The organism is Nostoc sp. DedVER02, from assembly GCF_034530675.2.
Classification (GTDB): Bacteria; Cyanobacteriota; Cyanobacteriia; order Cyanobacteriales; family Nostocaceae; genus Nostoc.
Genome location: NZ_JAVRCP020000030.1, coordinates 45,368 through 71,285, shown reverse-complemented (window position 1 = coordinate 71,285; position 25,918 = coordinate 45,368). Strand labels below are relative to the sequence as shown.

Sequence of the window (25,918 nt, the reverse complement as noted above, 5' to 3'; positions counted from 1 at the left end):
ACATCTTTATCCAGTTTTTGAGGAGGAGGAATCTGTTAGTTCTAATGCAACATTTTAGCTGTGTCAGTCCACTACAAGATCGGGCGATCGCACTGCCTAAAGAATGGAGACGTTGCTATAGCAAGATTTGGGTGATGCGTTACGCTGGCGCTAACACATCCTACAAGAGCGATCGCCCTTCAGAAAGATAATACTAAAGATAGATGTAATAGTATTTGATATGTAGATTGCCATCAGTACTATCGACTGTAGGATTGAAAATTAATATTTTTGTACATAAAATTAAAAATCTAAAATTAAAAATTGGTAATACTGATGGCTAGGAGTGTTAAAGTTTCAGGAAATTCATCGGGACTTTTCAGCGGGTATTCATGCTGAAGAAATTACAAAAAAAGCAAATTTCGATAATTGCAGGTGCGGCACTCTTTGCCTTTTTAGCCGGGGCGATGGTATCAGCACCTCAGATTGGTAAAACCGTTGGACAATGGCTCAAACTGAGTAAGAATCAGACAGAGCCAACACCTGATGGTAGTATTGCCCAATCAGTCGTTTTTCCACTGATATCACAATCTCTGCCAGAACGGGCGGCCAAACTAGCAACGATCGCCGGGCAATCGCCTTCACCAGACCGAAACCGCGCTCGTTATCTTTTGGCGAGTGATTACATTGAAAGAACCCAAGCCCAAAAAGCCCTGGCTTTACTTCAAGGATTAGATAAAGATTATTCGGTTCTCGCGCCCTACATTTTGCTGAAACAAGCTCAGGCAGAGGATATCCTGGGCGAAGACGGCAAAGCTTCTGATCTTAGACAAAGCGTGCTGAAACGGTATCCTAAAGAAGCAGCTTCGGTGAAAGCACTATATCTGATTGCCCAACCGAAGCAACAAGAAATAGCGATCGCTCAATTTCCTTCCAATCCTCTAACTTGGGAAATTATTCGCAAACGCTTGCAAGAAAATCCTAATCAGCCAAATTTACAATTGATTTTGGCTACTTATGCTTACGATCAACCAGGCATAGTGGGCGTTTTGGATCAGCTAGTAAAACAGCCCGCCTTAAAACCCGAAGATTGGGAACTAATTGGTACAAGCTATTGGGAAAATAGTCAATTTCCGAAAGCGGCAAATGCTTATGCCAAAGCGCCCAAAACATCGCGCAATCTCTACCGGACTGCACGAGGGTTACAGATAGGGGGCAAAGATAAAGAAAAAGCGATCGCTACTTATAAACAATTGGTGCAGCAATTTCCTAATACTGAAGAAACTGGGACTGCACTATTGCGATTAGCAGAAACCGCAAAAACAGGTAAAGATGGCTTACCTTATCTTGACCAGGTAATTAGTAAATTCCCTAAACAAGCTGCTACTGCACTGGTACAAAAAGCCAAAACTCTCCAAACCCTCAAGGATCAAAAGTCAGCTAGCACGGCGTGGCAATTACTCATAGCCAAATACGGCAATTCCGATGAAGCGGCAGAGTACCGTTGGAAAATCGCCCAAGATAAAGCCAATGCTAAAGATTACATTGGTGCTTGGCAATGGGCAGAGCCAATTGTCACCAACAATCCCAATAGTATCTTAGCTCCCAGAGCAGGCTTTTGGGTAGGTAAATGGGCAGCCTCTCTAGGCAAACAACAGGAATCTCAAACTGCTTATGAGTATGTCATTAGTCAGTTTCCCTACTCTTACTATGCATGGCGAGCCGCAACCATGCTAGGGCTAAATGTTGGTAACTTTGACAACGTGCGCGTCATGAACCCGGAAGTCATCACACCCCAGCGTTCATTACCACCAGCTGGTTCCGAGACTTTTAAAGAATTGTATCTGCTAGGTCAAGACCGCGATGCCTGGTTACAATGGCAGACAGAATTTCAGAATAAAATTCAGCCAACGGTAGCAGAGCAATTTACTGAAGGGTTAGTGCGGATGGTAAGGGGAGAAAATCTCATCGGTATTGACAAAATTTCTAAATTGGAAGACCGGGAAACACCAGCTGAACTTACCCAATACCAGAGTTTGAGCAAACAGATTACCTATTGGCAAGCGCGTTATCCATTTCCCTACCTCCGAGAGATTGAAAAGTGGTCTATTGAGCGTAAACTCAATCCTTTGCTAGTCACCGCTTTGATGCGTCAAGAGTCACGGTTTGAGCCAAAAATCAAATCCGTCGCTGATGCTACTGGCTTAATGCAGTTGTTACCAAGTACAGCTAAATGGATTGCGCCACAAATCAAAGTGGATTTCAAAACAATAAATCTAGAAAATCCCAACGATAACATCATGCTGGGTACATGGTATTTGGGTCATACCCATGACCAATATAATAATAACTCGTTGCTGGCGATCGCTAGTTACAATGCTGGCCCTGGTAATGTTTCCAAATGGCTGCAAACTCTAACTACACAAGATCCAGATGAGTTTGTTGAACAAATTCCCTTTGATGAAACCAAAAATTATGTGCGTCAGGTATTTGGCAACTACTGGAATTATTTGAGACTTTATAATCCTGAGATTTCTGGCATTGTAGCAAAATACTCAAATACACACCCCAAATTGCCGAACCAGTAAGTTTATGCAATGAATTAAAGGTTTAAAGTCTCGCCCCTTGTGGGCGACTCAGTTTTCCTCCTGTCCTCTGTCCCCATTTATAAAAACAATTTATGAACTACCTTTACCAACGATGATTTTTCATAAAAAATGCCTCTGCTGCTGAACTGTTTAATGGAACTGAGAAAAAATGTCCCTGAGCATATTTACAATTCAACTTTCTTAAAAGTGCTAATTGCTCTTTTGTCTCTACTCCTTCGGCTAACACATCCATGCCCAACTTGTGCGCCAAGCTAACAATTATCTCAATAATTTCTACATTCCTTATATTTGCACTCATCAAGCTGATGAAAGAACGGTCAATCTTTAATACACTAATCGGAAAGTTATAAAGACGACCTAATGAAGAGTAGCCTGTACCAAAGTCATCGATTGATAACTCAATACCCATCTCTTGAAGTTGTAGAAGTGTGGTAGTTACTCGATCCCCATTTGCTACAATTATACTCTCAGTAATTTCTAGCATTAGAGTGCTAGCATCAAGACCAGTTGAGTGCAAAATTTGCTCAATCTGCTCAATCAAATCCGGCTGAGAAAATTGCTTGAGGGAGAGATTGACACTGATTTTTTCTAACAAGTTGGAATTATGGCACACTCGCCAAGCTTGCATCTGCCGACAGGCTTCATGTAACACCCATCTACCAATGGAGAAAATTAGTCCAGTTTCTTCTGCCAGGTGAATAAAATCGGCTGGATTAAGCAAACCATACTCTGGATGCTGCCAGCGTAACAGAGCCTCAAAACCTAAAATAGAGCCACTAGTGAGTGAAACAATCGGTTGGTAATAAACCCGAAATTCTTCGTGTTCAATTGCTCGGCGCAAATCTGTCTCTAACTGCAATCTTGCCAGAGCATTAGCATACATATCTGAGTTAAATACCTCATAACGCGCTCTGCCTAGCACTTTGGCTCGGTACATTGCTGTATCAGCATCTCTTAACACTTCTTCTGGGTGTTCATAGTCAACTATCGAACTCAATGCGATACCAATACTTGCAGTTATAAACAGTTCTTGTCCGTTAAGCTTAAAGGGTAATGCCAGTTCCTGTTGAATCCGTTCAGCTACTATGAAGGCATCTGACACATCTTGGATTCCCTCAAGCAGGATTGTAAATTCGTCTCCCCCAAGCCTTGCAGCTGTATCTATAGAGCGTACACATACTTTTAGCCTATTTGCAGTCGCAAGCAGTAATTGATCTCCTTTTAAATGTCCAAGACTGTCATTGATTACCTTAAATCGATCTATGTCGATAAATAGCACAGCAAACGTATAATCTGAATGCCGTTTTGAATAATTTATCGCATGTTTTAGGCGCTGTATAAATGAAGCGCGGTTTGCCAAACCAGTTAGTGCATCGTGAAACGCAAGGTGTAGTAATTGTGACTCAGCGCGTTTACGATCTGTAATTTCATTTAGTAATTTTTGATTTGCTTTTACCAATTCTGCTGTCCGTTCCGCCACCCGTATTTCTAGCTCACTGTAAGCTTTATGCAACATTTCTTCAGCTTGTTTGCGTTCACTGATGTTGTACAGTAGCCAACGCCAGCCAACATGCTCCCCTTGTAATTCGTATACCGCAGATGCTTTAATCATTGCCATGAAAGGCTTGCTGTACCTTGGTTTTAGATTCAGTTCCCAAGTCAGTTGTTTTTGAAAATTGATCATTTGAGAGCTAAAGTATTCATGGTCTTGTTGAGCAATAAATATAATTAATGGTTTACCTACTAGATACTTCTGCTGGACACCTAGTAAGATTGCTGCTGCATGGTTAGCCTCTTGGATTGTGCCAAGGGTATTAGTTACCAAGTAAGCATCTGGAGCAAACTCAAACAAATCTTGGTAACGCTGGCGTTCTTTCTCTACTGCCGTTCGTGTTACCTTTAATTCTTCAGAGGCTGCTAAAAGTTCTTCTATTGCGATATTTAGTTGCTCGAAAGCCTCTGTGATGATCTGCTGTTGTGAGTTTGCCTTAGTTGTATTGCATTGCAATAGTCCCTGTACCTGTGAGTACAATTGCTCTATCTGTTGACTAAATACATCCACGCTCATATTACTCATTAACAGGATGTTTTAAAATGTCTTTTACTCTCACCGTTATTACAGCAAAGTATATCATTCGAGGTTAAATTCTGATTTTTATCGCATTAAACTTAAATCAGAACAGTATAATTATATGTTTTGAAACTTTTTAAAAATACTTTTAACTCGACTTTATCCAAAAGTAATAACTCAATTTTCTTTATTCTGTAAAAAGCCTTGCTTTATAGTAAATATTTTCTCCGTCAAAGATTATCAATGAAGTTAATAGTAAAACTTGCATTGCACAAACAAATATTTCAGAAATAGTATTAATGTAACGACTTGGCAGGAGTATTGCGTTACGAAAAAATAGATAAATCGAGCTTACAGCAGAATTCAAGTATCTGAACCACACCTGTCGTAGAGGCGCAAGGCTTTAGGCCCCTACGACGTGGTTTATTTACTTGAAAATAGCTGTAAATGCAATTTATTTAAGTTAATAGCTTTTCAATAACAGCATATTTGCTTTCTCTATTTTTTAATATACTTCTTTAGATAGATTCAGGAAGTTGGTAATTTATGTTGCTTAGTTTACTTGCGGATGCTATTATAACTTACGCAATGTGTAAAATATAGGATTACTATTTGATTTTTGAACGAAATTAGGTATTGTAGCGTGTGTTAGAACGGAGTTCGTAACACACTATTCTCACAGGTTTGATGCCTTACTATGGATATTTTCTCCAAATCAAACCGGATTCCTATAATCACATTGTGTATCAATATAAATAATGTATGCCGTTTCAGGTTTTTAGTAATCATTCTTTGACGGTAAATAAATCCTCCGTGTAGAGGTAATTCTTGAATTGCTCCTACAACAGATGTGGTTCTTCCTATTAATGCGTAAGTTTTATCGGAATCTGCTTTGATTTATGAACTGACTTACTTGGGTTAGTAGATAAGAGGCAAGGAGTTTTTATAACCGATCAATTATCTTGGCATTTTCTGGCAACTTGGAGTGTTTTTGCCCAGCAGTACGCGCCCTCGCTGTGAACAAACCAATGGGAGTATTTAATAAATCTAGAAGGGTAGCTTGACCCTTGATACCTGCGGTGGGCTGCGTCAACGCCTTTTTAATATCTTTTGGTATTTCCTTCAATAACCAACGTGCCAAACGATAGGCGTATTCTTTGGGTGTCATCTCTCGCATCAAATCTACACCGTGTAATTCGTGCAGATAGCGATTTGAGCGCCCGTAGCGTCGCCATTGACTTTGCAGTTCATTAAGTGTGGTGCGATGACGGTGCTGAACGATCGCATTCGGGGCAAATTCTAAACGCCCGATGTTTTCTCCCAAAATTCGCCAGCAGATATCGGCATCGCCACCAGTTGTAAGATAGGGACGAAATAAACCCGCTTTTTCTAAAGCAATGCGTCGAATCGCTAAATTAGCAGTTTGTCCATAGGGACGAAAGGCATGTTTAAGGGTATGCTTTTGCGACAAAGTTTCTTCACGATCTGCATGTTGTTCTAGCAGAGTTGTGCCTGGTAATGCCAAAATCTCTCCAGCGACAATTACCACTTCTTGATTGACAAAAGGCTGAATTAATCGGTCTAACCATTGTGGTTGGGGACGGCAATCAGCATCAGTAAAAACTATAATTTCCCCCACAGCAGCGTGAATCCCTGTATTCCGGGCAGCGTAGGAGCTTTGAATTTGGTTTTCGCTCAAGGGGCGAATTATAATTGGGCAGTTTTCAGCAGATGTTTTGAGGATGCTGAAAGTGCGATCGCTACTATTATTGTCTACCAACAAGTACTCTACCCGTTCTTTCGGGTAAGTTTGAGACAACAGACAATTGATTAAATCTGGTAAATCCGCTTCACCGTTATAAATAGGAACAACCACCGAAACCATTGGTAAAAGGCTGGTGGCGGTGGTTGCATCAACTAACTGATGATTCATAAATCTGAGATTTTGGTTTGAGATTACTAGTTAGTATTCCCAAACCAAAATCCTAGAATGCTATATTAAGCAGTTTTCGTAACTCCAAAAATCTGGATTTGGGAATACTACTTAATATATAAACACCTGTTAACAAAACATTGACCTAAAATTTCAGGCTATCGGCACGGCTCATCGGTCGAGTGGGCTGATTTGCTGGAGGCTGGGCAAAGTTGTTATTTGATAAAATTGCGATCGCGCGAGCATATTGGGGATCGCTCTTAGTTCCAATTAAATCGGGATTAGAAGCTAACTGCCGCTCTTGCGCCTCTGTCAAGTCTAGCTTGATATCTGGAGCAATGCCTTTATGGTTAATATCTGTTCCTGCTGGAGTGTAGTAATGGGCAATGGTGACAGCCAAGCCGGAACCATCTGCAAGTTCATGAACTGACTGTACTAGGGCTTTACCAAAGGTTTGACCACCTACGACAACTGCCCGCTTATTATCCTTAAGTGCCCCGGTGAGAATTTCGCTAGCACTAGCTGAATTACCATCTACTAATACTGCCAAGGGACGATTAGTTAGGGCAGTACGATTAGCTTTAGTTTCTTCAGTACCGCCCACACGGTCTACTGTCTTGACAATTCCGCCATCATTGTACCACATCCGAGCAATTTCAATGCTCGCTTGTAACAACCCGCCAGGATTTCCCCGCAAATCCAAAACATAAGAATCAACTTTCTTAGTGTTCAAATCGCGGATAGCTCGTTGCATTTGGTCTGCGGCATGAGCGCTAAATTCCCGCAGACGGATATAACCAACGCGGCGATTCCCTTCTTGTCTGAGGGTATAACGTACTGTTGGTACTTCAATACTTGCTCTAGTCAGCTTTAAATCAAAGGCATTTTGCCCTGCCCTTCCCAACCGTAGTTTGATGGGACTACCAGCTTTGCCACGAATTAACTTGGAAGCATCATCCACTTTCATTTTGAGAGTTGATTTGCCGTCAATTGCCAAAATTTCATCGCCTGCTTTGATCCCAGCTTTTAATGCTGGAGAATTTTCTATGGCTTCGACAACAGTGAGGCGCTGAGTTTTTTCGTTTACTTCCATTCGAACGCCAATACCAGATACTTCCCCAGATGTTTGGCTAGTCAAGGCTTCAAACTGTTTGGGATCCATGAATCGAGTGTAAGGATCTCCCAACTTTTGTAAAGCTTCGCGGATGGCAGTGTATGCTTCTTCTCGGGAAGAATAGTCTTTGCTTAACAGGCTTTGCCTGGTTGCTTGCCAATCTTGTTGATTAAATTTGCCATCAACATATTCATGATTCACCAGTTGCCACACCTGGTCAACTATGACTTTTGGGCTGTCTTGTAAAGCTAGAGAGGCACGGACAGCACGAGTCCAAGCGGGGCCGAACACAGATATTGTAGCAGTAGTGGCGATCGCTCCACCAATCAAGGCTACTTGGAGCGGCGAGTAACTTTTCGCAGATTGGTTCATGTATATTAGCTGGAATAATTGTGTTGTTGACAGTTTAGCAATCAGGCTTTCCAGAAAATTTTAACTTTTTATACCCCAAACTCAGTTATGCTCTCTTCATCATTTGTATTGTTCAATGATGCTGAAGATGCTGCATTATTAACAACCATTTCTCAGTTTGTTAGCTGTCTCCGGAAGGCTATACTGAACATGTGACACTTTGATTAGCGTCATGTTTGTACTTATTCATTACTTTTATAAGATAGCACTTCGATCGCTTAATTGCAGCCTTGTTAGACAGCTATTAAATCAGGTTTTCTTACCGAAGTCATGAAACGTAAATTTACCAACAAATCGTTAATTTCTATTAAAAAAAATTTCACTAATCTGTGGCAATTGTTACAAAAACTAACTGGTGTATTTTACTTTGTTTTGGGCACTTGGCTGATTTTTACTACTATAACCTTAGTTTTTGCTTATTCACAGCCAGTAGATGCCTTCTTAGTCCTTGGTGGCAGCATTCGTCGAGAAACCTATGTTGCTCAACAAGCAAAACAATATCCACAAACCCCAGTTTTAATTTCTCATGGTTCCCCAGATCCCTGTATATGGTTAATTTTTCAGCCGGAATTAGTAGAGTTACAAAACGTTTGGTTAGAAAAATGTGCGAATTCTACCTTTGAAAATTTTTATTATGGTATTCCAATTCTCCGGCGTTGGGGAGTGCATAAAGTCATGTTGATTACTTCACCAAGCCACTTACCCAGAGCTAAATGGATGGCACAGATTCTCTTGGGCGCTCATGGTATTTGGGTAGAGCCAGAGATTGTTGAGGAATGGGGTATTCCTGGGAATCGTGAATCTTGGGCCAAAACTGGATTAGATTTAACGCGCAGCCTGTTTTGGGCGATGTTAAGTCAAATCATTCAACCAGAATGCTCAAATGTGACAAAGCTTGCCGAAGTAGATATGCAAGCTTGGGAGCATAAAGGTTTTCATTGTGAACACCAAGGAGGGTTAAGAAGTTAAAGAAGAATTCAAGAGTCAGAATGGGCTAAACCATAGCTATCTGCTAACAGGAGCGGAGCCGGAGACGTTTCCGTTAGCTCCGGTCAAAATCAAGATGAGTAATGAGTAATGAGTAATGAGTAATGAGTGATGAGTGATGAGTAATGAGTAGCGCCGGAAACGTTTCCGTTAGCTCCGGTCAAAATCAAGGCACTCTCTACGAGACGCTAGCGCTATCCGCCAGTCGTACAGAATTCAGAATGACTCCTGAATTCTGTTTCGATAAAGTAGATAGGAATTAGGGCTAGTCCTAACAATATACTTATTTGGATAAAAGAATCACATTACAAGCATTTTGTAAGTGTATGTATGTCTGATGCGATAGGCTTCCTTTCTTGGCAGAAATTTTGTTAATTGTAGCCAAAGAAGAATTAATGCGAAAGTTGCCAATTTTGTAGCATCAAAATAGCATCTTTATACAAAGACAAATCTACCTGGTGTACTTCTATCCCCTGTCCGATTCCTTGTAGAAGGGTGATTGTAAATTGTCCTCCCAAGTGTTCACGAAACTCGGTAAGTCCTCGAAATAGACAATGGGGATGATCTAGTTGATCTAATTGTTCTGTAAGTGCTGATATGTACAAAGTAAAGCCTAATTTACTAAGTGTATTAATAACTCTTTGCCATTCACATTGTAAAAGTTGCCCTGTTAGATATGAATAGGTCGTATCCAAAGCAACGCCAATCGCTACAGCTTCACCGTGACGTAAGCTGTAATTAGTTAAATGCTCCAGTTTGTGAGCAGCCCAGTGTCCAAAATCTAAAGGACGCGATGAACCCATTTCAAAAGGGTCGCCGCTACCAGCAATATGCTCTAAATGCAACTGCGAACAGCGATAGATTAGCCTTTCCATTATTTCCATATCTCGATTAGCTAATTTCTCGGCATTAGTCATAATAAAATCGAAGAAATCTGCATCTTTAATCAGTGCTACTTTCACCGCTTCTGCAATACCCGATCGCCAATCTCGATCGTTAAGGCTAGTAAGAAAATCAAAGTCATTCAAGACAGCATAAGGTGGCATGAATGTACCCAAAAAGTTTTTCTTGCCAAAAGCATTGATTCCGTTTTTTACTCCTACGCCTGAATCGTTTTGCCCCAATACTGTTGTCGGTACTCGTAGCAGCCGAATTCCCCGGTGAGCAGTTGTTGCTGCATATCCCGCCATATCTAGTAAGGCTCCACCGCCAATTGCTAAGACGTAGGAATGACGGCATAATCCAATTGCATTGATTCGCTGATGAATTTGCTCTATAAATCTAGAATCGTTTTTGACTGCTTCTCCCCCTGTAACTACTATTGGCTCACCGCCCAAGGTGATTACATCTTCATAAGACTGGGCATAAACTGATAATTTTTCTAGCAACCCATCGTGATGTTGCAAAAATCCTCCATCTACCACTGCCAGCACTTGTTTTGGTGTTCTCTCTCCTTCTGCGGCAATTACTTGTGCAAGTAAAGGGTTATGTAACTGCAAAAGACCTCTAGTGAAGTGAACGTCGTAATTAAAAGTGACGCGGATACATTGGTTAATTGATTGTAGATTGAGAGTGTTTTTTTGTTGAATAGCCATTGTGATATCAGGAACTTTTAACTAACTATAAATCGATTAAATACGATAAAAATAACGCCGAAATCAATACATTAATTCAATGAAAAAATTAACATATGATATAGCTCCTAAAACAAATATATAGGAATCATATTTAATTTCTAAAAAATCTAAGTATTTGTAGCGTGTGTTAGGCGTAAGCCGTAACGCACCATTCTTAAGGCTTTGGTGCCGTACTCTTTGCGCTCACACCCTACATATCTTTTCAAAAATCAAATAGTAGTCCTCTAGATCCTAGAGAATTATATCTATTAATTGCTTTTAGTCTAATAAATAAATTTTAAAATAACATTAATTTACAATTTGATTGATATGAAGATTTTATATCTTAAATATTGGCAACAAATATCATTCTTACATAAGAATTCTAGAAATTATTTGTTAGATAAACTTGAGATTTATCTAATTAAAATCATATCTTTACAGTATCTTATTGAAAATTGGATATTTTTATAGATTCCGTGAAGTTCTGACACAAGTAGTATATTACCCAGGCGCTTTAATCACAAAATATCAAGTTTAGTGGTAAATTTTATACTTAGGTTGTCACAAAAAAGCTGGGCAACTTCTCCTGAAATTCATCATGAGTAAAGTAAAGAATTTACTGCACAACTGGCTGTTAAAGTCTGTTTCTGCTCCAGGCTTGGCTTGGTTAGAGCAGAAACAGGCACAGATTGCTAGCGGTGCTGCCGAAAAAGTTTTTTTCACGGCATTTAGTTCTGTACCGCGTTATTTAGGTAAAGAGGATTTGCAGCTAACATTCCAGGACTTGGAAGCCGCAGAAGATGTGATTCCCGGTTGGTATCCTGGTAATTGGAGTGTGGATCAGGCAGGCCGCACACTCTTGCTTCTAGCCTTGCCCCACGATGATACTGAGGGCTATGTGCGATCGCTCGATCGAGTCTTCTCTACTGCCGATATGGGAGAGTTAGTTGCCCTTTATCAAAGTTTGCCTCTATTACCACATCCAGAGTCACATCGCCACCGTACTGCTGAGGGAATTCGCAGCAATATGAGTAATGTATTTCAAGCCATAGCACTACGTAATCCTTATCCAGCAAACTATTTGGATGATGCTGCTTGGAATCAGATGGTGCTAAAGGCCGTGTTTGTCGGCAGTCCGTTGCATTTAATTTGGGGACTAGATCGGCGTGCTAACCCAGAATTGGCGAGGATGTTAGCAGACTATGCCCATGAACGTTGGGCGGCTAAACGTTCAGTTACGCCAGAACTTTGGCGACCTGTAGGGCGGTTTGCAGATAGCGCAATCATCACAGATTTGGAAAAAGTATTAGCTAATGGGGATATAGACGAGCAACAAGCAGCAGCATTAGCTTGTGCTGAGTCTCTTCTACCCCAAGCACAAGCATTACTCTCCCGTTATCCAGATTTACAGTCATCCATTCAACAAGGTAATCTGACTTGGAGCAGTTTTAGCCACAAATGAGGCTGAGTGCTGCTGAGTTAGGAGTTAGGAGTTAGGAGTTAGGAGTTATTATTCTCCTCCCAATTCCCAATTCCCCATTCCCAATGCCCAATTATTAAACCACACCATGATGTTTATCGATCCTCACATTCACATGTGTTCCCGTACTACTTACGATTATTTAGTAATGCGAGAATATGGTATTGTCGCCGTTATTGAACCAGCTTTTTGGTTAGGACAACCGCGAACCAATGCTGGTACATTTAAAGACTACTTCAGTAGTCTTGTAGGCTGGGAAAGATTTCGTGCTAGTCAGTTTGGTATTCAACATTACTGTACAATCGGTCTAAATCCAAAAGAAGCTAACAACGAGGCACTAGCAGCAGAAGTGATAGAACTGTTGCCACTTTATGCCTGTAAAGAAGGTGTTGTTGCTATTGGCGAAATTGGCTACGACGACATGACAGAATCAGAAGATAAGTACTTTTGTCAACAGTTAGCATTAGCTAAAGAACTCGATATGTTGGTACTAATTCATACCCCCCATCGCAATAAGAAAGCGGGTGCGATTCAGAGTATGGAGCGCTGTATTGAATATGGCTTAGACCCATCACAAGTAGTTATTGACCACAACAACGAGGAAACCGTTGAAGAAGTATTAAAAAGAGGTTTTTGGGCGGCTTTCACGATTTATCCCCAAACCAAGATGGGTAACGCCAGAATGGTAGAAGTTGTCCGTAGGTATGGATGCGATCGCATCATTGTAGATAGTAGCGCTGATTGGGGTATCAGCGATCCTTTGGCAGTTCCGAAAACGGCTCAGTTGATGTTAGATAGAGGCATTCCTGAAGAACACGTACAAGCAGTTTGTTATGAAAATGCCTTAGCTGCTTACAGTCAAACTGGACAGATGAAAGCGTCAGACTGGCTCAATCCCCAATCTATCGATCAGCGCCAAATGTTCAATGGTAATTCTGTATTGCGGGGACAAGAACCTGGAATCAAATCAGTATCAGATTATGTATTGATTGAGTAGAGAATTGGGCATTGAGTATTGCAAAAGAGATTTTTATCTTATTTTGAGAAATTAGTAGGCACGGAGACAGGCGAATGAATGTTGCAAGCTTAAATTTGCAAAGCTGGCGGGGTTATCTGGAATTGATGCGTCCTGCTAATATTGTTACTGCTTGGGCGGATATTCTTGTCGGTTTTGCTGCATCTGGCTCTGGGATGATTTTGGCTCAATTAATCAATGGGGAAGCAAGTTTTGTCATCTTAATCCCATTAGCTTGGTTGTTATTAGCTACAACTGGTTTATACGGCGGCGGTATAGTTTTTAATGATGTTTTCGATGCAGAGTTAGATGCAAAAGAGCGACCAAATAGAGCAATTCCTAGTGGTCGCGTATCTCGTCAAAATGCTGCTTTGTTGGGGAGTATACTCTTTGCCATCGGGATTATAGCTGCTTTTCAAGTATCTGCCTTGAGTGCTGCGATCGCTACATTCATCACTCTTTCTTCTCTCCTATACGATTCACTCGCCAAACATCATCCTTTTTTTGGCCCTTTAAATATGGGTTTGTGCCGTGGTAGTAATTTATTATTAGGCGTAAGTGCTGTACCCGCAATCATTGGAGAACGTTGGTATTTAGCACTAATTCCTGTTCTTTATATTGCTGCTATTACCGCAATTAGCCAGGGTGAAGTTCACGGAGGTAAGAAGATTACGGGAGTAGTTGCACTATTACTGATTGCAATAGTTTTGACGGCAGTTTTAGCTTTAGGGCTATTAGGAGACTATACAGCGATCGCAGCCCTACCATTCGCTATTTTCTTAGCTATCAGAATCTTACCTAATTTTATCAAAGCGGCGCTGGAACCGATAGCCGAAAACATCAGAAATGCTGTGAAAATAGGTGTTTTATCTCTAATAGTCTTAGATGCAACCGTTGCATCTGGTTTTGCTGGTTTGTATTACGGTTTATTAGTTCTAATCTTGTTACCCATTTCGATGAAGTTAGCAAAAGTATTTGCTGTTACTTAAATTTGAATGTATACACCCAGTAATAGCATTAATAGGCTATAGGGGCGCATATATGTGCGCCCCTAACTATGAATATCTAGCAAGTATTTTGTGAAATAGTTTACGCCAAATAAAACAGATTACATATATAAGGAATAAAGCTAGGAAATGAAAATTACAAAAGATGGCAACTTTCATTTAACTTATTGCAGCAATATTCATCCTGGTGAAAGCTGGCTAGAGGTTTTCGCTAATTTAGAAAACTATATTCCCAAACTCAAGTCACGTTTATCACCTACCGAAGCTTTTGGTATTGGCTTAAGATTAGCAGATATTGCCGCAACAGAACTTTTACAAAGTAATAATTTAGCTAAATTCCAAGCATGGCTAACCCAGCATAATTTATATGTTTTCACCTTAAATGGATTTCCTTATGGTGGATTCCATCGGCAGGTTGTAAAAGACCAAGTTTATGCACCAGATTGGTCTACACAAGAACGGGTTAATTATACATTAAACTTGGCAAAAATTTTAGCTGTTCTGTTACCCGAAGAATTAGATGGCGGAATTTCTACACTGCCATTATCTTATAAACCTTGGTGGAAAAAAGACCAAGCAACTTTTGAGGTAGTTCTGAAAGAGAGTTGTTTGAACATAGCATCAGTTACTTTAGAGATGATTCGCATTAACGAAGAAACAGGAAAGATATTACATATTGATTTAGAACCTGAACCTGATGGCTTAATTGAAAATACATCAGAGGTAATTGATTTTTATCAAAATTGGTTGTTGCCAATTGGCGGTAATTACTTATCAGAAAAATTAAATATTGAACAGCATCTAGCAGAAACTAAATTGCTAGAACACGTTCGAGTTTGTTATGACACCTGCCATTTTTCAGTTGAATATGAGGAACCGCAATCTGTATTTGCGCGTTTACAATCAGTAGGCATTAAGATTGGCAAAATTCAAATCAGCGCTGCAATTAAATTAAAAATACCTGCTGAGATTGAAAGGCGTAGTTTGATAGTTGACCGCTTACGTCCTTTTGCTGAATCTACTTATCTTCACCAAGTAATAGAACGTCGCAATGATGGTACACTCCATCACTATCCTGATTTAATAACTGCACTACCACATTTAGAGCAATCTCTAGCTGAAGAATGGCGGACTCATTTTCATGTCCCAATTTTTATTCATGACTATCAAATTTTGCAGTCTACGCAAGATGATATCGCCACCGTTTTGCATCTACTTCGGGCAAATAATGCTTGTTCGCATTTAGAAATTGAGACTTACACTTGGGATGTATTGCCATCAGAAATGAAGATAGATTTACTAACTTCAATTCAGCGCGAGTATGAATGGGTATTAAAAGAATTTGCCGCAAATTAAAAGGAAATTAATTTCATGCAGAAAACTGTTGTTCTAAATGTTGTGGGATTAACGCCCAGTTTACTAGGAGAAAACACACCATTTTTATCTTCTTGGGCTGCGAAAGGCCAGGTAGCGTCAATTGGAAAAGTTTTACCTGCTGTTACTTGTTCGGTTCAGGCTACTTATTTAACAGGAAAATTCCCTGATGAACATGGAATTGTTGCTAATGGTTGGTACTTCCGCGATGAATGTGAAGTGAAATTTTGGCGACAATCTAATAAATTAGTCCAGTCTCCCAAAATTTGGGAAATAGCTAAATCAATTGATCCAACTTTCACTTGTGCCAACCTTTTTTGGTGGTACAACATGTATTCTTCAGTAGATTATGCAATTACGCCGCGCCCGATGTATCCCGCAGATGGGAGAAAATTACCTGATATTTATACCCATCCTAGTGATGTGCGATCGCAAATTCAATCTGATTTAGGTGATTTCCCTCTGTTCGATTTCTGGGGGCCAAAAACTACCATTAGTTCTAGTCAATGGATTGCCAATTCTGCAAAATGGATTGAGGAACGCTACAGCCCGACATTATCACTAGTTTATTTACCACATTTAGATTACTGTCTGCAAAAATTTGGTAACAATCAAACACAAATTCAAGCTGATTTGCGAGAAATTGATGCTGTTTGTGGTGATTTAATTGAATATTTTGAAGCACGCAACACTCAGGTAATTATTCTTTCTGAGTATGGCATTACCCCAGTTTCTAAAGCTGTGGATTTAAACCGCGTACTACGGGAAAATGGTTTAATTGCTATACGAGAAGAATTGGGACGAGAACTGCTCGATTTTGGTGCTAGCATTGCCTTTGCTGTCGCCGATCACCAAATTGCTCATATATATGTGAACGATCCGGCATATATCCCGAAAGTGCGATCGCTTTTAGAAGCGACTGAAGGCGTAGCGCAGGTATTGGATGAAGAGGGTAAACAAGCCTACCACCTCGATCATCCTAGATCGGGGGAGTTGGTAGCGATCGCTCAAACTGACGCTTGGTTCACCTATTATTATTGGCTTGATGACGCAAAAGCGCCTGATTTTGCTAGAACTGTAGATATCCACCGCAAACCTGGTTACGATCCTGTAGAACTTTTCCTCGATCCACAGATTAAATTTCCTCAAGGGAAAATTGCTCTCAAGTTGCTTAAGAAACAATTGGGTTTCCGCTACTTAATGGATGTGATTCCTTTGGATGCTTCCTTAGTTCGTGGTTCTCACGGTAACGTTACCACTTCTTCTGATGAAGGGCCTCTATTTATCACCCATCAAACTCATTTAGTTGAGGAAAATCGAATTGAGGCCACAGATGTTTGCTCGTTGATTCTCAAACATTTAAATCAGTAAAGACGGCGGTTAGAAACCAGGTCTACACTAAACTTTACCCACTTCCGTGGGTTAAACCAGTTGCTCAAGCCCTTTGTTCCATGTAGGCTGACTTTGTTTGTCTAGCTGCGAATCAACTTTACCCAGGCTTAAGGTTGACATTAATGCATAACTATGAATGGTAACAGATTCCAAAAAGACAAAACAATTTGGTGGCAATTAAAAGTCATATCGAGTATGCTTTGTATATGAACTCGTTATGACTATGAATTAATTAGCTCCATTAATGGGCAACCGCCTATCTGTTGGCTAAATTTTACTTTGGCAATCTCAAGAACTTAACGGAGAACTTCTTTATCTATGACTGAACCCCAAAACTTGACAACTGCTGACGGTATTCCTGTTAGTGATAACCAGAACTCACTCACTGCTGGAGCGCGTGGCCCTGTATTAATGCAGGATTTCCACCTCTTAGAAAAGCTGGCTCATTTCAACAGAGAACGTATTCCTGAAAGAGTTGTCCATGCTAAAGGTGCGGCTGCTTTCGGTACTTTTACTGTTACTAATGACATCACTCGCTACAGTAAAGCTAAACTTTTTTCTGAAGTTGGAAAGAAAACGGAACTTCTCTTGCGCTTTTCTACAGTTGGGGGAGAAAAGGGTTCAGCAGATGCCGAGCGCGACCCTAGAGGTTTTGCCATCAAGTTTTATACTGAAGAGGGCAATTGGGATATTACAGGTAACAATACCCCGATTTTCTTCATCCGCGACCCCCTCAAGTTTCCTGATTTTATCCATACCCAAAAGCGCAATCCTCAAACCAATTGCAAAGACCAGAATGCAAAGTGGGATTTTTGGTCGCTCAGTCCAGAGTCGCTTCACCAAGTAACGATCCTTTTTTCAGACCGGGGAATTCCGAAAACCTATCGCCACATGGACGGCTTTGGTAGCCACACCTTTAGTTTGATTAATGCTGAAGGCGATCGCGTTTGGTGTAAATTTCACTTTAAGACGCTGCAAGGGCATCAAACCTTAACTGAGGAAGAATCAGCCAAAATTAAGGGCGAAGATCCCGATCATGCGACTCACGATTTGTTTGAAGCGATCGCTCAAGGTGACTATCCCAAATGGCGGATGTGTATTCAGGTGATGACTGAGGAGCAAGCAGCCAAACATCCAGATAATCCCTTTGACTTGACCAAAGTTTGGAAGCACTCAGAATATCCTCTAATTGAAGTCGGGATATTAGAGCTAAATCGTAACCCTGAGAATTATTTTGCCGAAGTAGAGCAAGCCGCTTTTAGCCCTAGTGCAGTGGTTCCTGGCGTTAGTTTCTCTCCAGACAAAATGCTGCAAGCTCGAATTTTTTCTTACCCAGATGCTCAACGGTATCGCTTGGGTGGTAACTATCAGCAACTACCTGTTAATCAGCCCAAATGTCCAGTGATGCATTATCAGCGAGATGGCTTCATGGCATCGGGGAACAACCACGGTAGCGCTCCTAACTATGAACCCAATAGTGCTGAGGGTACGCCCAAAGAAAATCCAGCTTATGCAGAGCCACCTAACCATTTGGGCGATGTCACAGTCGATCGTTACAATCATCGTGAAGGAAACGACGATTACACCCAAGCAGGTAATTTGTATCGGTTACTAACTCCTGAGCAGCAAGAGCGTCTTGCTAAAAATATCGTCGGCAGTCTCTCTCAAGCGAGACAGGACATCCAAATGCGCCAACTTTGCCACTTCTTCCGGGCGGATGGTTCTTATGGTCGTCGTGTAGCTGAAGGATTAGGGATTTCAATCGATCCTTCAATGCTTCCTGCTATCGCTCAACCTGTAGGCATCTAATCAGGGGAAATAGAATTCGCGGATATGGACACACAAATAGTCCACCTCCGCGGATTAAATTAAGATAAGAGACGCGATGAATTGCCAAGATAAGAGACGCGATGAATCGCCAAGATAAGAGACGCGATGAATCGCCGTCTCTACAGTAATCATTTTTTCGTCTTGACGGCGATTTATCGCGTCTTTGGAATTTAGTAATTTCCATCATAAAAACCTTAACCAAACCCTATTGCCCTGCCTTCTTCAATCACTTTGTTTATTAAAAATTTCTAAAATCTGTCGGCAAATCTGTTTGAGTTTATCCTCGATTTCATCAGAAGGTGAAGATGCGCCGACAACACTCCAGTTTTCTACAGTAGAAAGTCGCCATGCTTCACCGCGATGATCGAATCCAGCTACCTCCACGCCGATCGCACGGCGGGAATTATTGATTGGATCTTGATAAAATCGGATTTGAATTAAAATACTGCGACTTCGCCAAGATTTGCTAATACCTGGAAAGTGAAAGCCAATATCTATAGAATCTGGATCGACTAACTCCCTAGTTTCCGGGTCATTTTTCCAGGGTTTGAGATCGGATTTGGCATCAGGAAACTCAGATTTGAACAAATTAACCACTGTAGCAATGTTGCTGGCGAGTTCAAGGTTCGTTGCCTGTTCAGCTGCGTTCACTAAAAAACACTCCTCTATATTGCGTCGGCATCTTCGGGGATGTGAAGACAGAAAAACCGCCAGAAGGCTTATATTATTGGTGTTTCAGCTTATCAATACCTTTGAGATTTAGCAACTCTAAATCATACTTCCCTAACAATCTTAGTTACTAATAGAAGCTAAAAATCGCTTCTTATTGGGACTGGCTAACACCTATTAAGTAATTGTACTTAAAAAAATCTTTAAAAGCAGATGAAACTCTGCTCTTTGGAGAAAATATCAAGATTTTCTGCAAAATCCTTGGCTGACAAGAACGATTAACTGCGCTAGCGATCTAAAATGACACTGTGAATGGGTAAACAAAAAGCAATTAAGTTCAATATACTATGGTGCGTCAACGCTCGATTTTTTCATTGTTTCTAGTACTATTGGCCACATTCCTGATTAGTTGTGGTGGCCCTGGTGTTGCGGTGGCACCTCCGACTTACACAGCAGTACAACTTGAAAAAATTCAGGCTTATGTTCCTGAAATTCAGGCTGTGCGCGATCGCTCAGATGAGTTGACAACCCTAATTAAAAAGGGTGATTGGATCAATGTGCGTAACTTTATACACGGCCCCATAACAGAAGCAAGGTTAAACCTGACTTATGTCACTCCCAACCTTCTACCGAACGACCAACCCAAAGCACGTCAAATAACGCGAGATTTGTTTAACGATCTGGTTAAGCTTGATAAAGCTACTAGTGCTGGTAATCCTCTAGTTGCCTTAAATAACTCCCAAGCTGCTTTCGCAGAGATTGACAAATTTCTCCAACTGCTTCCTAAGACCAGCAGCGAAGCAGAGGCAAGTTAAGCGCAAGCTAAGATGATTTGAGGGGGATGAAGAAGAGACAAGGTAGACAAGGAAGAGGGAGAAGACAAGGGAGAGACTTATTCTAATAATTTCCCCTTGTCCCCCTGTCCCCTTGTCCCCTTGTCCCCCTTGTCCCCCATCTCTCCCACTTTGCCTCAAAACAACAATGAGTCATGTAGTTATTATCGGTTGTGGTGTAGTTGGGGCTGCGATCGCTTATGAACTGAGTAAAATAAAAGGGCTAAAAATCACAGTTTGCGATCGCCAACCACCAGCCCAAGCTTCCACGGGCGCGGCACTTGGGGTTTTGATGGGCGCAATCAGTCAAAAAATCAAGGGCAAAGCTTGGCAGATGCGACAAACTAGCATCGAACGCTATGAAACTTTGATTCCTGAACTAGAAGCTTTAACAGGTCGCAAAATCCCTTTTAATCGCCAGGGAATTCTCAGCCTGGGTTTGGAAGTGGAGAATTTAGCAGTATGGGAAAAACTTGTAGAAGTTCGCCACTCTCAAGGCTGGCATTTAGAAATATGGGACACGGCTAAACTCCAGAATATCTGTCCTCAAGTTGATTGTGAAAAAATTATTGGCGCTGTCTATTCTCCCCAAGACCGTCAACTTGATCCAACTGCACTCACATTAGCTTTAGTTGAGGCTGCCCAGCAAAACGGTGTAACTTTCAAATTCGGTGTGGCTGTTTTGGATGCGCCAACCTCAACACCGGAATTTTGCAATCAACTTGAGACTACAGAAGGAAAAATAACCGCAGATTGGTTTGTAATTGCAGCAGGATTAGGTTCTACATCACTAACAGCAAAATTAAATCAGATAATTGATATCCGCCCCGTACTTGGGCAAGCGTTGCAAATGCGTCTAGGGCATCCATTAGGCAATCCCGACTTTCAGCCAGCGATAACGGGTAACGATATCCATATTGTTCCTGTAGGCGGTGGAGATTATTGGGTAGGTGCAACAGTAGAATTTCCTAGCAATGGTGATGAGATAGCGCCAAATCAAGAATTATTGGAATCTGTTAGAGAACAAGCGATCGCATTTTGCCCAGAGTTAGCCACAGCAACTATTCTCCGCACTTGGTCGGGGTTACGTCCCCGTCCTGAAGGCCGTCCAGCCCCAGTTATTGGTAAATTACCAGGGTTTAGTAACATCCTTTTAGCTACCGGACATTATCGCAACGGCGTTTTACTAGCACCCGCTACAGCTTATGCAATTCGAGAGATGATTAGCGATCGGGGATTAAGCAGTAGGTAAACCTAGCTGTCTCGACTTTAATTATTTCTAGATGCTAAGTAAGTTGGTATAGCAAGGGACTGGGGACTGGGGACTGGGTGAAAAGTCTTTTTGTGTCTAAGTTTTATCATCTGTTGATGTCCTAACCACCAAGACTTGTGCTATACCACTAAATTTATTACCTGTTACAAGTTCTTTAGGTTTATAGGATTACTATTTGATTTTTGAACGAAATTAGGTATTGTAGCGTGTGTTAGAACGGAGTTCGTAACGCACTATTATCACGGGTTTGATGCCGGACTTTTTGCGCTCACATCCTACAGATATTTTCATAAATCAAACCGGATTCCTATACTACTTATCTAGATTTAGCTAGGCGCAACTCTTCAACTTCTTCCACAGTAGTAGCGTGTTGTTGTGTAGGAAAGCTTTTAACAATAACGATGTCTTATAGTGACAGATTAGTAATGTTTTTGATCTGTACTTGAGTGAATAGCTTTGTTCAAATCCCGGAGCAAGTCTTCTTCCGCATCGCGTTCTTGCTTGAGTTCTCTAATCATTTCCTGACTAGAACCAATCAGCAAACCAGCAACTGCACCCACAAGGGCGTATTTTTGCTCCAAGTTTTGATACATTTGACTCGTGTAAGGGCAAGGAAGTAAACCAGCAGTAATAAAACCAATTCCTGCACCCAAAAATGCTGTGACAAAGCCAGAGAAAGCGATCAATCTAGCATTCATTTGCTTTGCTCCAATGCTTATAATTTTGGTGAACTATTAGAAACTACTCTATGTATATTGTCTCAGTGGTTTCTAAAGTTGGAACTTAATCTTTACCTCTTGTAATAGTAGACAGAGCAATTGCATAGAGTAGGGTAGGACAGCTAGTAATACTTGTCGGGTTTTGGGGAAAAGGGGAAGGGGAAAAGGGAAAGAAAAAACCTTTACCCTTTAACCTTTTACCAAAATCCAATTCCGAGTTAAAAATGCTTTACCCGAGCAGTATTGGAACAGCTAGCTGTCCTACCCTACTCATTCAAATTAATATTGCTATATACCCTATTTTCTTTTTCAATGATTAGAATCATTACGTCTGCGATCGTCATCATTTTGCCTGATAATTATAGGCGAATGTTGATGAGCATTCGTTGTTCGCGCACCGTCTCCAACAGGAGAAGGCATCGCTTCTGATTTTCCATCTTGGTTTCCATCAGGCGATGGTGGTTGGGAGCGATTAGTAGGTTTATTCTTCAAGAAACGCTCTTCCAAGGTCTTGATGATCACATACAGCACTGGAACAATCAGCAAACTCAAAATTGTCGCCACGAGTAACCCGCCAAATAAGGCTGTTCCTAATGACCAGCGCGAAGCAGAACCGGCTCCAGTGGCGACTACCAGGGGGAAAAATCCCAGCAAGGAGGCGCTTGAAGTCATCACGATCGGTCGGAACCTTTCTTGGGCTGCGGTTACGGCTGCTTGTCGAATTGTCATACCTTGTTCAAGGGCTTGATTGGCAAACTCGACAATCAAAATCGCGTTTTTTGATGCCAGTCCAATCAGCATTACCAACGCGACGTTCGCGTAGACATCATTTACCAAACCGCGCAATGACAAGGCACTCAATGCACCCAACAACGCTAACGGTACAGTCAACAAAATAATCGCCGGATCGATATAACTTTCATACTGAGCAGCCAGCGTCAGAAATACCATAATGATCCCGAAGCCGAAAATCAAAATTCCTAAGTTACCTGCACTTAATTCTTCGCGGGCGGTTCCAATCCAGTCACTACCAACTCCTGGTGTTGCTGCTTCCCTCACCGCTTCCTGCATTGCTTGAATTGCTTGTCCACTACTGTAGCCGGATGCTTCTCTGCCTTGTAAATCGATCGCGCGGAAACCGTTGTAATGAGAAATTACAGATGGGCCTGTAGTGGGTGTAATTTTTGCAACCTCACTCAATGGAATCATTTGGTTATTTGCCGATCGCACATAAAGCCGCCGAATATCATCTGGCGATCGCCGATAGTTAGCATCTGACTGAACATATACGCGGTAAGTCCTCTGTCCCAAGGTAAAATCGTTAACATACTGAGAGCCAATTGCAGCCCCCAGTGTGGAGACGGCTTCTTGGAAATCGATGTTAAGTGCTTCTAAACGAGTGCGATCAAAGTCAATTTCAAATTGTGGTGTACTGGCAGTAAACTGAGTAAAAACACCACCTTTGAGCGCCGGTTTTTGGTTTGCTTGGGCGATCACTGCTTGAGCATTTGCGAAAAAATCATCAATTGTCAATCGTCCATTAGTACGGTCTTCTAGCTGTAATTCAAATCCCCCTAATGTACTAAAGCCTTGAATCGGTGGAGGACTGACGGCGGTAATAATAGCTTCTGGAATCGTTGCAAATTCTTTATTTATTCGAGCTAAGACTCCAGAGGCAGTTTGTTCGGGTTGAGTGCGTTCTTCCCACGGCTTGAGTTTTGCAAAGAACACGCCGCGATTTGAGCCACTACCTGCAAAACCAAATCCTGAAGTGGCGAAAATGTTACTTACCTCTGGTTCTTTTTCGAGAATTTGTTCGAGTTTTTCTATGACTCGATCGGTATAGTTGAGAGCAACTCCATCTGGGCCTTGAATAATCCCTAAGACAATTCCCTGGTCTTCACTCGGAACAAACCCGGTGGGAACATGGGTAAACATAAAGTAAGTTGCAGCTAAACCAACCACAAATAATCCAATTACCGCATAACGAACGCGAATTAAAAAATTCACGATCGCTAAATACTTGTCAATAATCCACTGTAAAATTTGATTGAAACGACCAAAAAACCAACCAAGTGGCCCGCGTGCAGGTTGAGGTGGACGGAGCAAAATTGCAGATATACTCGGACTAAAGGAAAGCGCGTTAAAGGTCGAGATGGCGATGGAAAAAGCAATAATTAACGCGAACTGCTGATACATTTTTCCTGTCGAACCTGGGAAAAATGCCACCGGGATGAAGACTGCCATCAATACTAGCGACGTTGAAACTACCGCGCCGCTAAGTTCATCCATTGCCTCGACTGATGCTTGAAGTGGTCGCATTCCCTGTTCAACTTTGCGGGCGATCGCTTCAACCACGATAATGGCATCATCAACAACTAATCCTGTCGCCAAAATTAAGCCGAATAACGTCAAATTATTCAACGAAAATCTAAACACATAAGCGAATGCCAACGCCCCAATCAGTGAAACGGGAATGGCAACCAGGGGGATAATTGTAGCACGCCAGTTTTGCAGAAACAGAAAAATCACCAGTACCACAAGAGCGATCGCTTCAACTAGTGTTTTTAGCACTTCTTCAAGGGACGCTTGCACAAATCCAACGGTATCGTAGACAATTTCAGCCTTTAAGCCTGGTGGAAAGTCTTTGATTAACTCATTCATTTGAGCCTGAACATTTTTTGAAACATCCAGGGCGTTGCTACCAGGTGACTGATAAATCGCTATCCCAATGGCTGGTTTACCATTATTTCTAGCATTACTGCTGTAAGTTTCCGAGCCAAGTTCTGCACGACCGACATCTCGGAGTCTAACTAAACTGCCATTACTTCCCGCTTGAATGACTAGATTTTCAAAATCTGACGCATTTTGGAATTGACCATTGACTCGCAACGGAATTTCATAACTTTGACCTGGAGGAATAGGTGATTGACCTAACGTTCCGGCTCCTGCGAGAATGTTTTGCGATCGCAATGCTGTGGAGACATCTGCCACAGTTAAGTTTCGGCTTGCCAGTGCATTCGGATCGAGCCATAACCGCATTGCATACTGTTTTTCGCCAAAAATTGTTAAATCCCCCACTCCTGGCGTTCTCAGTAGTTGATCGCGCAAATTCAGATCGATATAGTTACTAATAAACAGCGCGTCATACTCATTATTTTGGGGATAAAGAGCATACACTAACAAAATACTAGTAGAAGATGTTTGCGCCGTCACACCGAATTGTTGCACAGTTGTCGGTAGACGAGGCGTAGCACGGGCGAGACGATTCTGAACGTTAACCTGGGCAATATTTTTATCAATTTGTGAACCGAAATATACTGAAATTTGGCTACTACCTGCTGAACTGTTTGAGGTCATATATTGCAATCCCTCAACGCCGTTAATTTGTCGTTCCAGCGTAGTTGTTACCGCAGTTTCGACAGTTTCCACATCCGCCCCAGTATAAGAAGCTGAGACTTGAACGCGAATTGGCGCAATATCTGGCAAGTAATTGAGCGGTAGCAATGGAATACACACGCCACCAACAATCAGAATTAGTAGGGTACAAACGGTAGTTAATACCGGGCGTTTGATGAAGGTATTCGCGATCGAAAAAATCAT

The 25,918-nt window shown here is 41.5% G+C and carries 18 protein-coding genes; 11 read left to right on the top strand and 7 right to left on the bottom strand.

Annotated elements, in window-relative coordinates:
- Together RMZ41_RS24145 and RMZ41_RS24140 are read left to right on the top strand one after the other, a co-directional pair.
- A partial coding sequence (locus RMZ41_RS24145) for a hypothetical protein (RefSeq protein ID WP_409875876.1) occupies positions 1-191 on the top strand: 191 nt, incomplete at its 5' end.
- Positions 192-371: 180 nt separating this feature from the next.
- Positions 372-2,567: a transglycosylase SLT domain-containing protein gene (locus RMZ41_RS24140; protein ID WP_322639975.1), complete on the top strand. Its 2,196-nt coding sequence runs from the start codon at positions 372-374 to the stop codon at positions 2,565-2,567.
- 103 nt (positions 2,568-2,670) lie between these two features.
- Here the strand turns inward: RMZ41_RS24140 and RMZ41_RS24135 are convergent, their stop codons facing one another.
- The 3 genes from RMZ41_RS24135 to ctpB all read right to left on the bottom strand — a co-directional run bounded on the left by RMZ41_RS24135 (position 2,671) and on the right by ctpB (position 8,078).
- Positions 2,671-4,665, bottom strand: coding sequence for an EAL domain-containing protein (locus RMZ41_RS24135; RefSeq protein ID WP_322639976.1), 1,995 nt, complete (start codon positions 4,663-4,665; stop codon positions 2,671-2,673).
- Positions 4,666-5,602: 937 nt separating this feature from the next.
- On the bottom strand, positions 5,603-6,592 hold the full coding sequence (locus tag RMZ41_RS24130) for a glycosyltransferase (RefSeq protein ID WP_322639977.1): 990 nt from the start codon (positions 6,590-6,592) through the stop codon (positions 5,603-5,605).
- Between the two features lie 145 nt (positions 6,593-6,737).
- On the bottom strand, positions 6,738-8,078 hold the full coding sequence (gene ctpB, locus RMZ41_RS24125) for a carboxyl-terminal processing protease CtpB (RefSeq protein WP_322639978.1): 1,341 nt from the start codon (positions 8,076-8,078) through the stop codon (positions 6,738-6,740).
- A 309-nt stretch (positions 8,079-8,387) separates the two neighbouring features.
- On the opposite strand from ctpB, the gene RMZ41_RS24120 reads away from it, so the two are divergent.
- Positions 8,388-9,086 carry a YdcF family protein gene (locus RMZ41_RS24120; RefSeq protein ID WP_322639979.1) on the top strand — a complete coding sequence of 233 codons (699 nt, stop codon included), beginning with the start codon at positions 8,388-8,390 and terminating at the stop codon, positions 9,084-9,086.
- Between the two features lie 410 nt (positions 9,087-9,496).
- On the opposite strand, the gene RMZ41_RS24115 is transcribed toward RMZ41_RS24120, so the two are convergent.
- Positions 9,497-10,705, bottom strand: a complete 1,209-nt coding sequence (locus tag RMZ41_RS24115; protein WP_409875879.1) for a 3-dehydroquinate synthase — start codon at positions 10,703-10,705, stop codon at positions 9,497-9,499.
- 616 nt (positions 10,706-11,321) lie between these two features.
- On the opposite strand from RMZ41_RS24115, the gene RMZ41_RS24110 reads away from it, so the two are divergent.
- The 6 genes from RMZ41_RS24110 (at position 11,322) to RMZ41_RS24085 (ending at position 18,800) form a co-directional block, all read left to right on the top strand.
- Positions 11,322-12,185: an EboA family metabolite traffic protein gene (locus RMZ41_RS24110; RefSeq protein ID WP_322639981.1), complete on the top strand. Its 864-nt coding sequence runs from the start codon at positions 11,322-11,324 to the stop codon at positions 12,183-12,185.
- Between the two features lie 106 nt (positions 12,186-12,291).
- Positions 12,292-13,200: a TatD family hydrolase gene (locus RMZ41_RS24105; RefSeq protein WP_322639982.1), complete on the top strand. Its 909-nt coding sequence runs from the start codon at positions 12,292-12,294 to the stop codon at positions 13,198-13,200.
- Between the two features lie 74 nt (positions 13,201-13,274).
- Positions 13,275-14,207, top strand: a complete 933-nt coding sequence (gene eboC / locus RMZ41_RS24100; protein ID WP_322639983.1) for a UbiA-like protein EboC — start codon at positions 13,275-13,277, stop codon at positions 14,205-14,207.
- A gap of 147 nt (positions 14,208-14,354) precedes the next feature.
- The gene (gene eboE, locus RMZ41_RS24095; protein ID WP_322639984.1) at positions 14,355-15,581 is read left to right on the top strand and encodes a metabolite traffic protein EboE; all 1,227 of its coding nucleotides are present in this window, start codon (positions 14,355-14,357) and stop codon (positions 15,579-15,581) included.
- Between the two features lie 15 nt (positions 15,582-15,596).
- Positions 15,597-16,970, top strand: coding sequence for an alkaline phosphatase family protein (locus RMZ41_RS24090; protein ID WP_322639985.1), 1,374 nt, complete (start codon positions 15,597-15,599; stop codon positions 16,968-16,970).
- A gap of 339 nt (positions 16,971-17,309) precedes the next feature.
- Positions 17,310-18,800 carry a catalase gene (locus RMZ41_RS24085; protein WP_322639986.1) on the top strand — a complete coding sequence of 497 codons (1,491 nt, stop codon included), beginning with the start codon at positions 17,310-17,312 and terminating at the stop codon, positions 18,798-18,800.
- A 243-nt stretch (positions 18,801-19,043) separates the two neighbouring features.
- On the opposite strand, the gene RMZ41_RS24080 is transcribed toward RMZ41_RS24085, so the two are convergent.
- Positions 19,044-19,472 carry a hypothetical protein gene (locus tag RMZ41_RS24080; protein ID WP_322639987.1) on the bottom strand — a complete coding sequence of 143 codons (429 nt, stop codon included), beginning with the start codon at positions 19,470-19,472 and terminating at the stop codon, positions 19,044-19,046.
- A 365-nt stretch (positions 19,473-19,837) separates the two neighbouring features.
- Here RMZ41_RS24080 and psbQ point away from each other — a divergent pair, with 365 nt between their 5' ends.
- Both psbQ and RMZ41_RS24070 read left to right on the top strand, forming a co-directional pair.
- A complete protein-coding gene (gene psbQ, locus RMZ41_RS24075) occupies positions 19,838-20,305 on the top strand; it encodes a photosystem II protein PsbQ (RefSeq protein WP_322639988.1) in 468 nt (155 codons plus the stop codon).
- A gap of 166 nt (positions 20,306-20,471) precedes the next feature.
- The gene (locus RMZ41_RS24070) at positions 20,472-21,575 is read left to right on the top strand and encodes an FAD-dependent oxidoreductase (RefSeq protein ID WP_322639989.1); all 1,104 of its coding nucleotides are present in this window, start codon (positions 20,472-20,474) and stop codon (positions 21,573-21,575) included.
- A gap of 440 nt (positions 21,576-22,015) precedes the next feature.
- On the opposite strand, the gene RMZ41_RS24065 is transcribed toward RMZ41_RS24070, so the two are convergent.
- On the bottom strand, positions 22,016-22,294 hold the full coding sequence (locus tag RMZ41_RS24065; protein WP_322639990.1) for a hypothetical protein: 279 nt from the start codon (positions 22,292-22,294) through the stop codon (positions 22,016-22,018).
- Between the two features lie 330 nt (positions 22,295-22,624).
- Complete coding sequence (locus RMZ41_RS24060; protein ID WP_322639991.1) at positions 22,625-25,918, bottom strand: efflux RND transporter permease subunit; 3,294 nt, start codon at positions 25,916-25,918, stop codon at positions 22,625-22,627.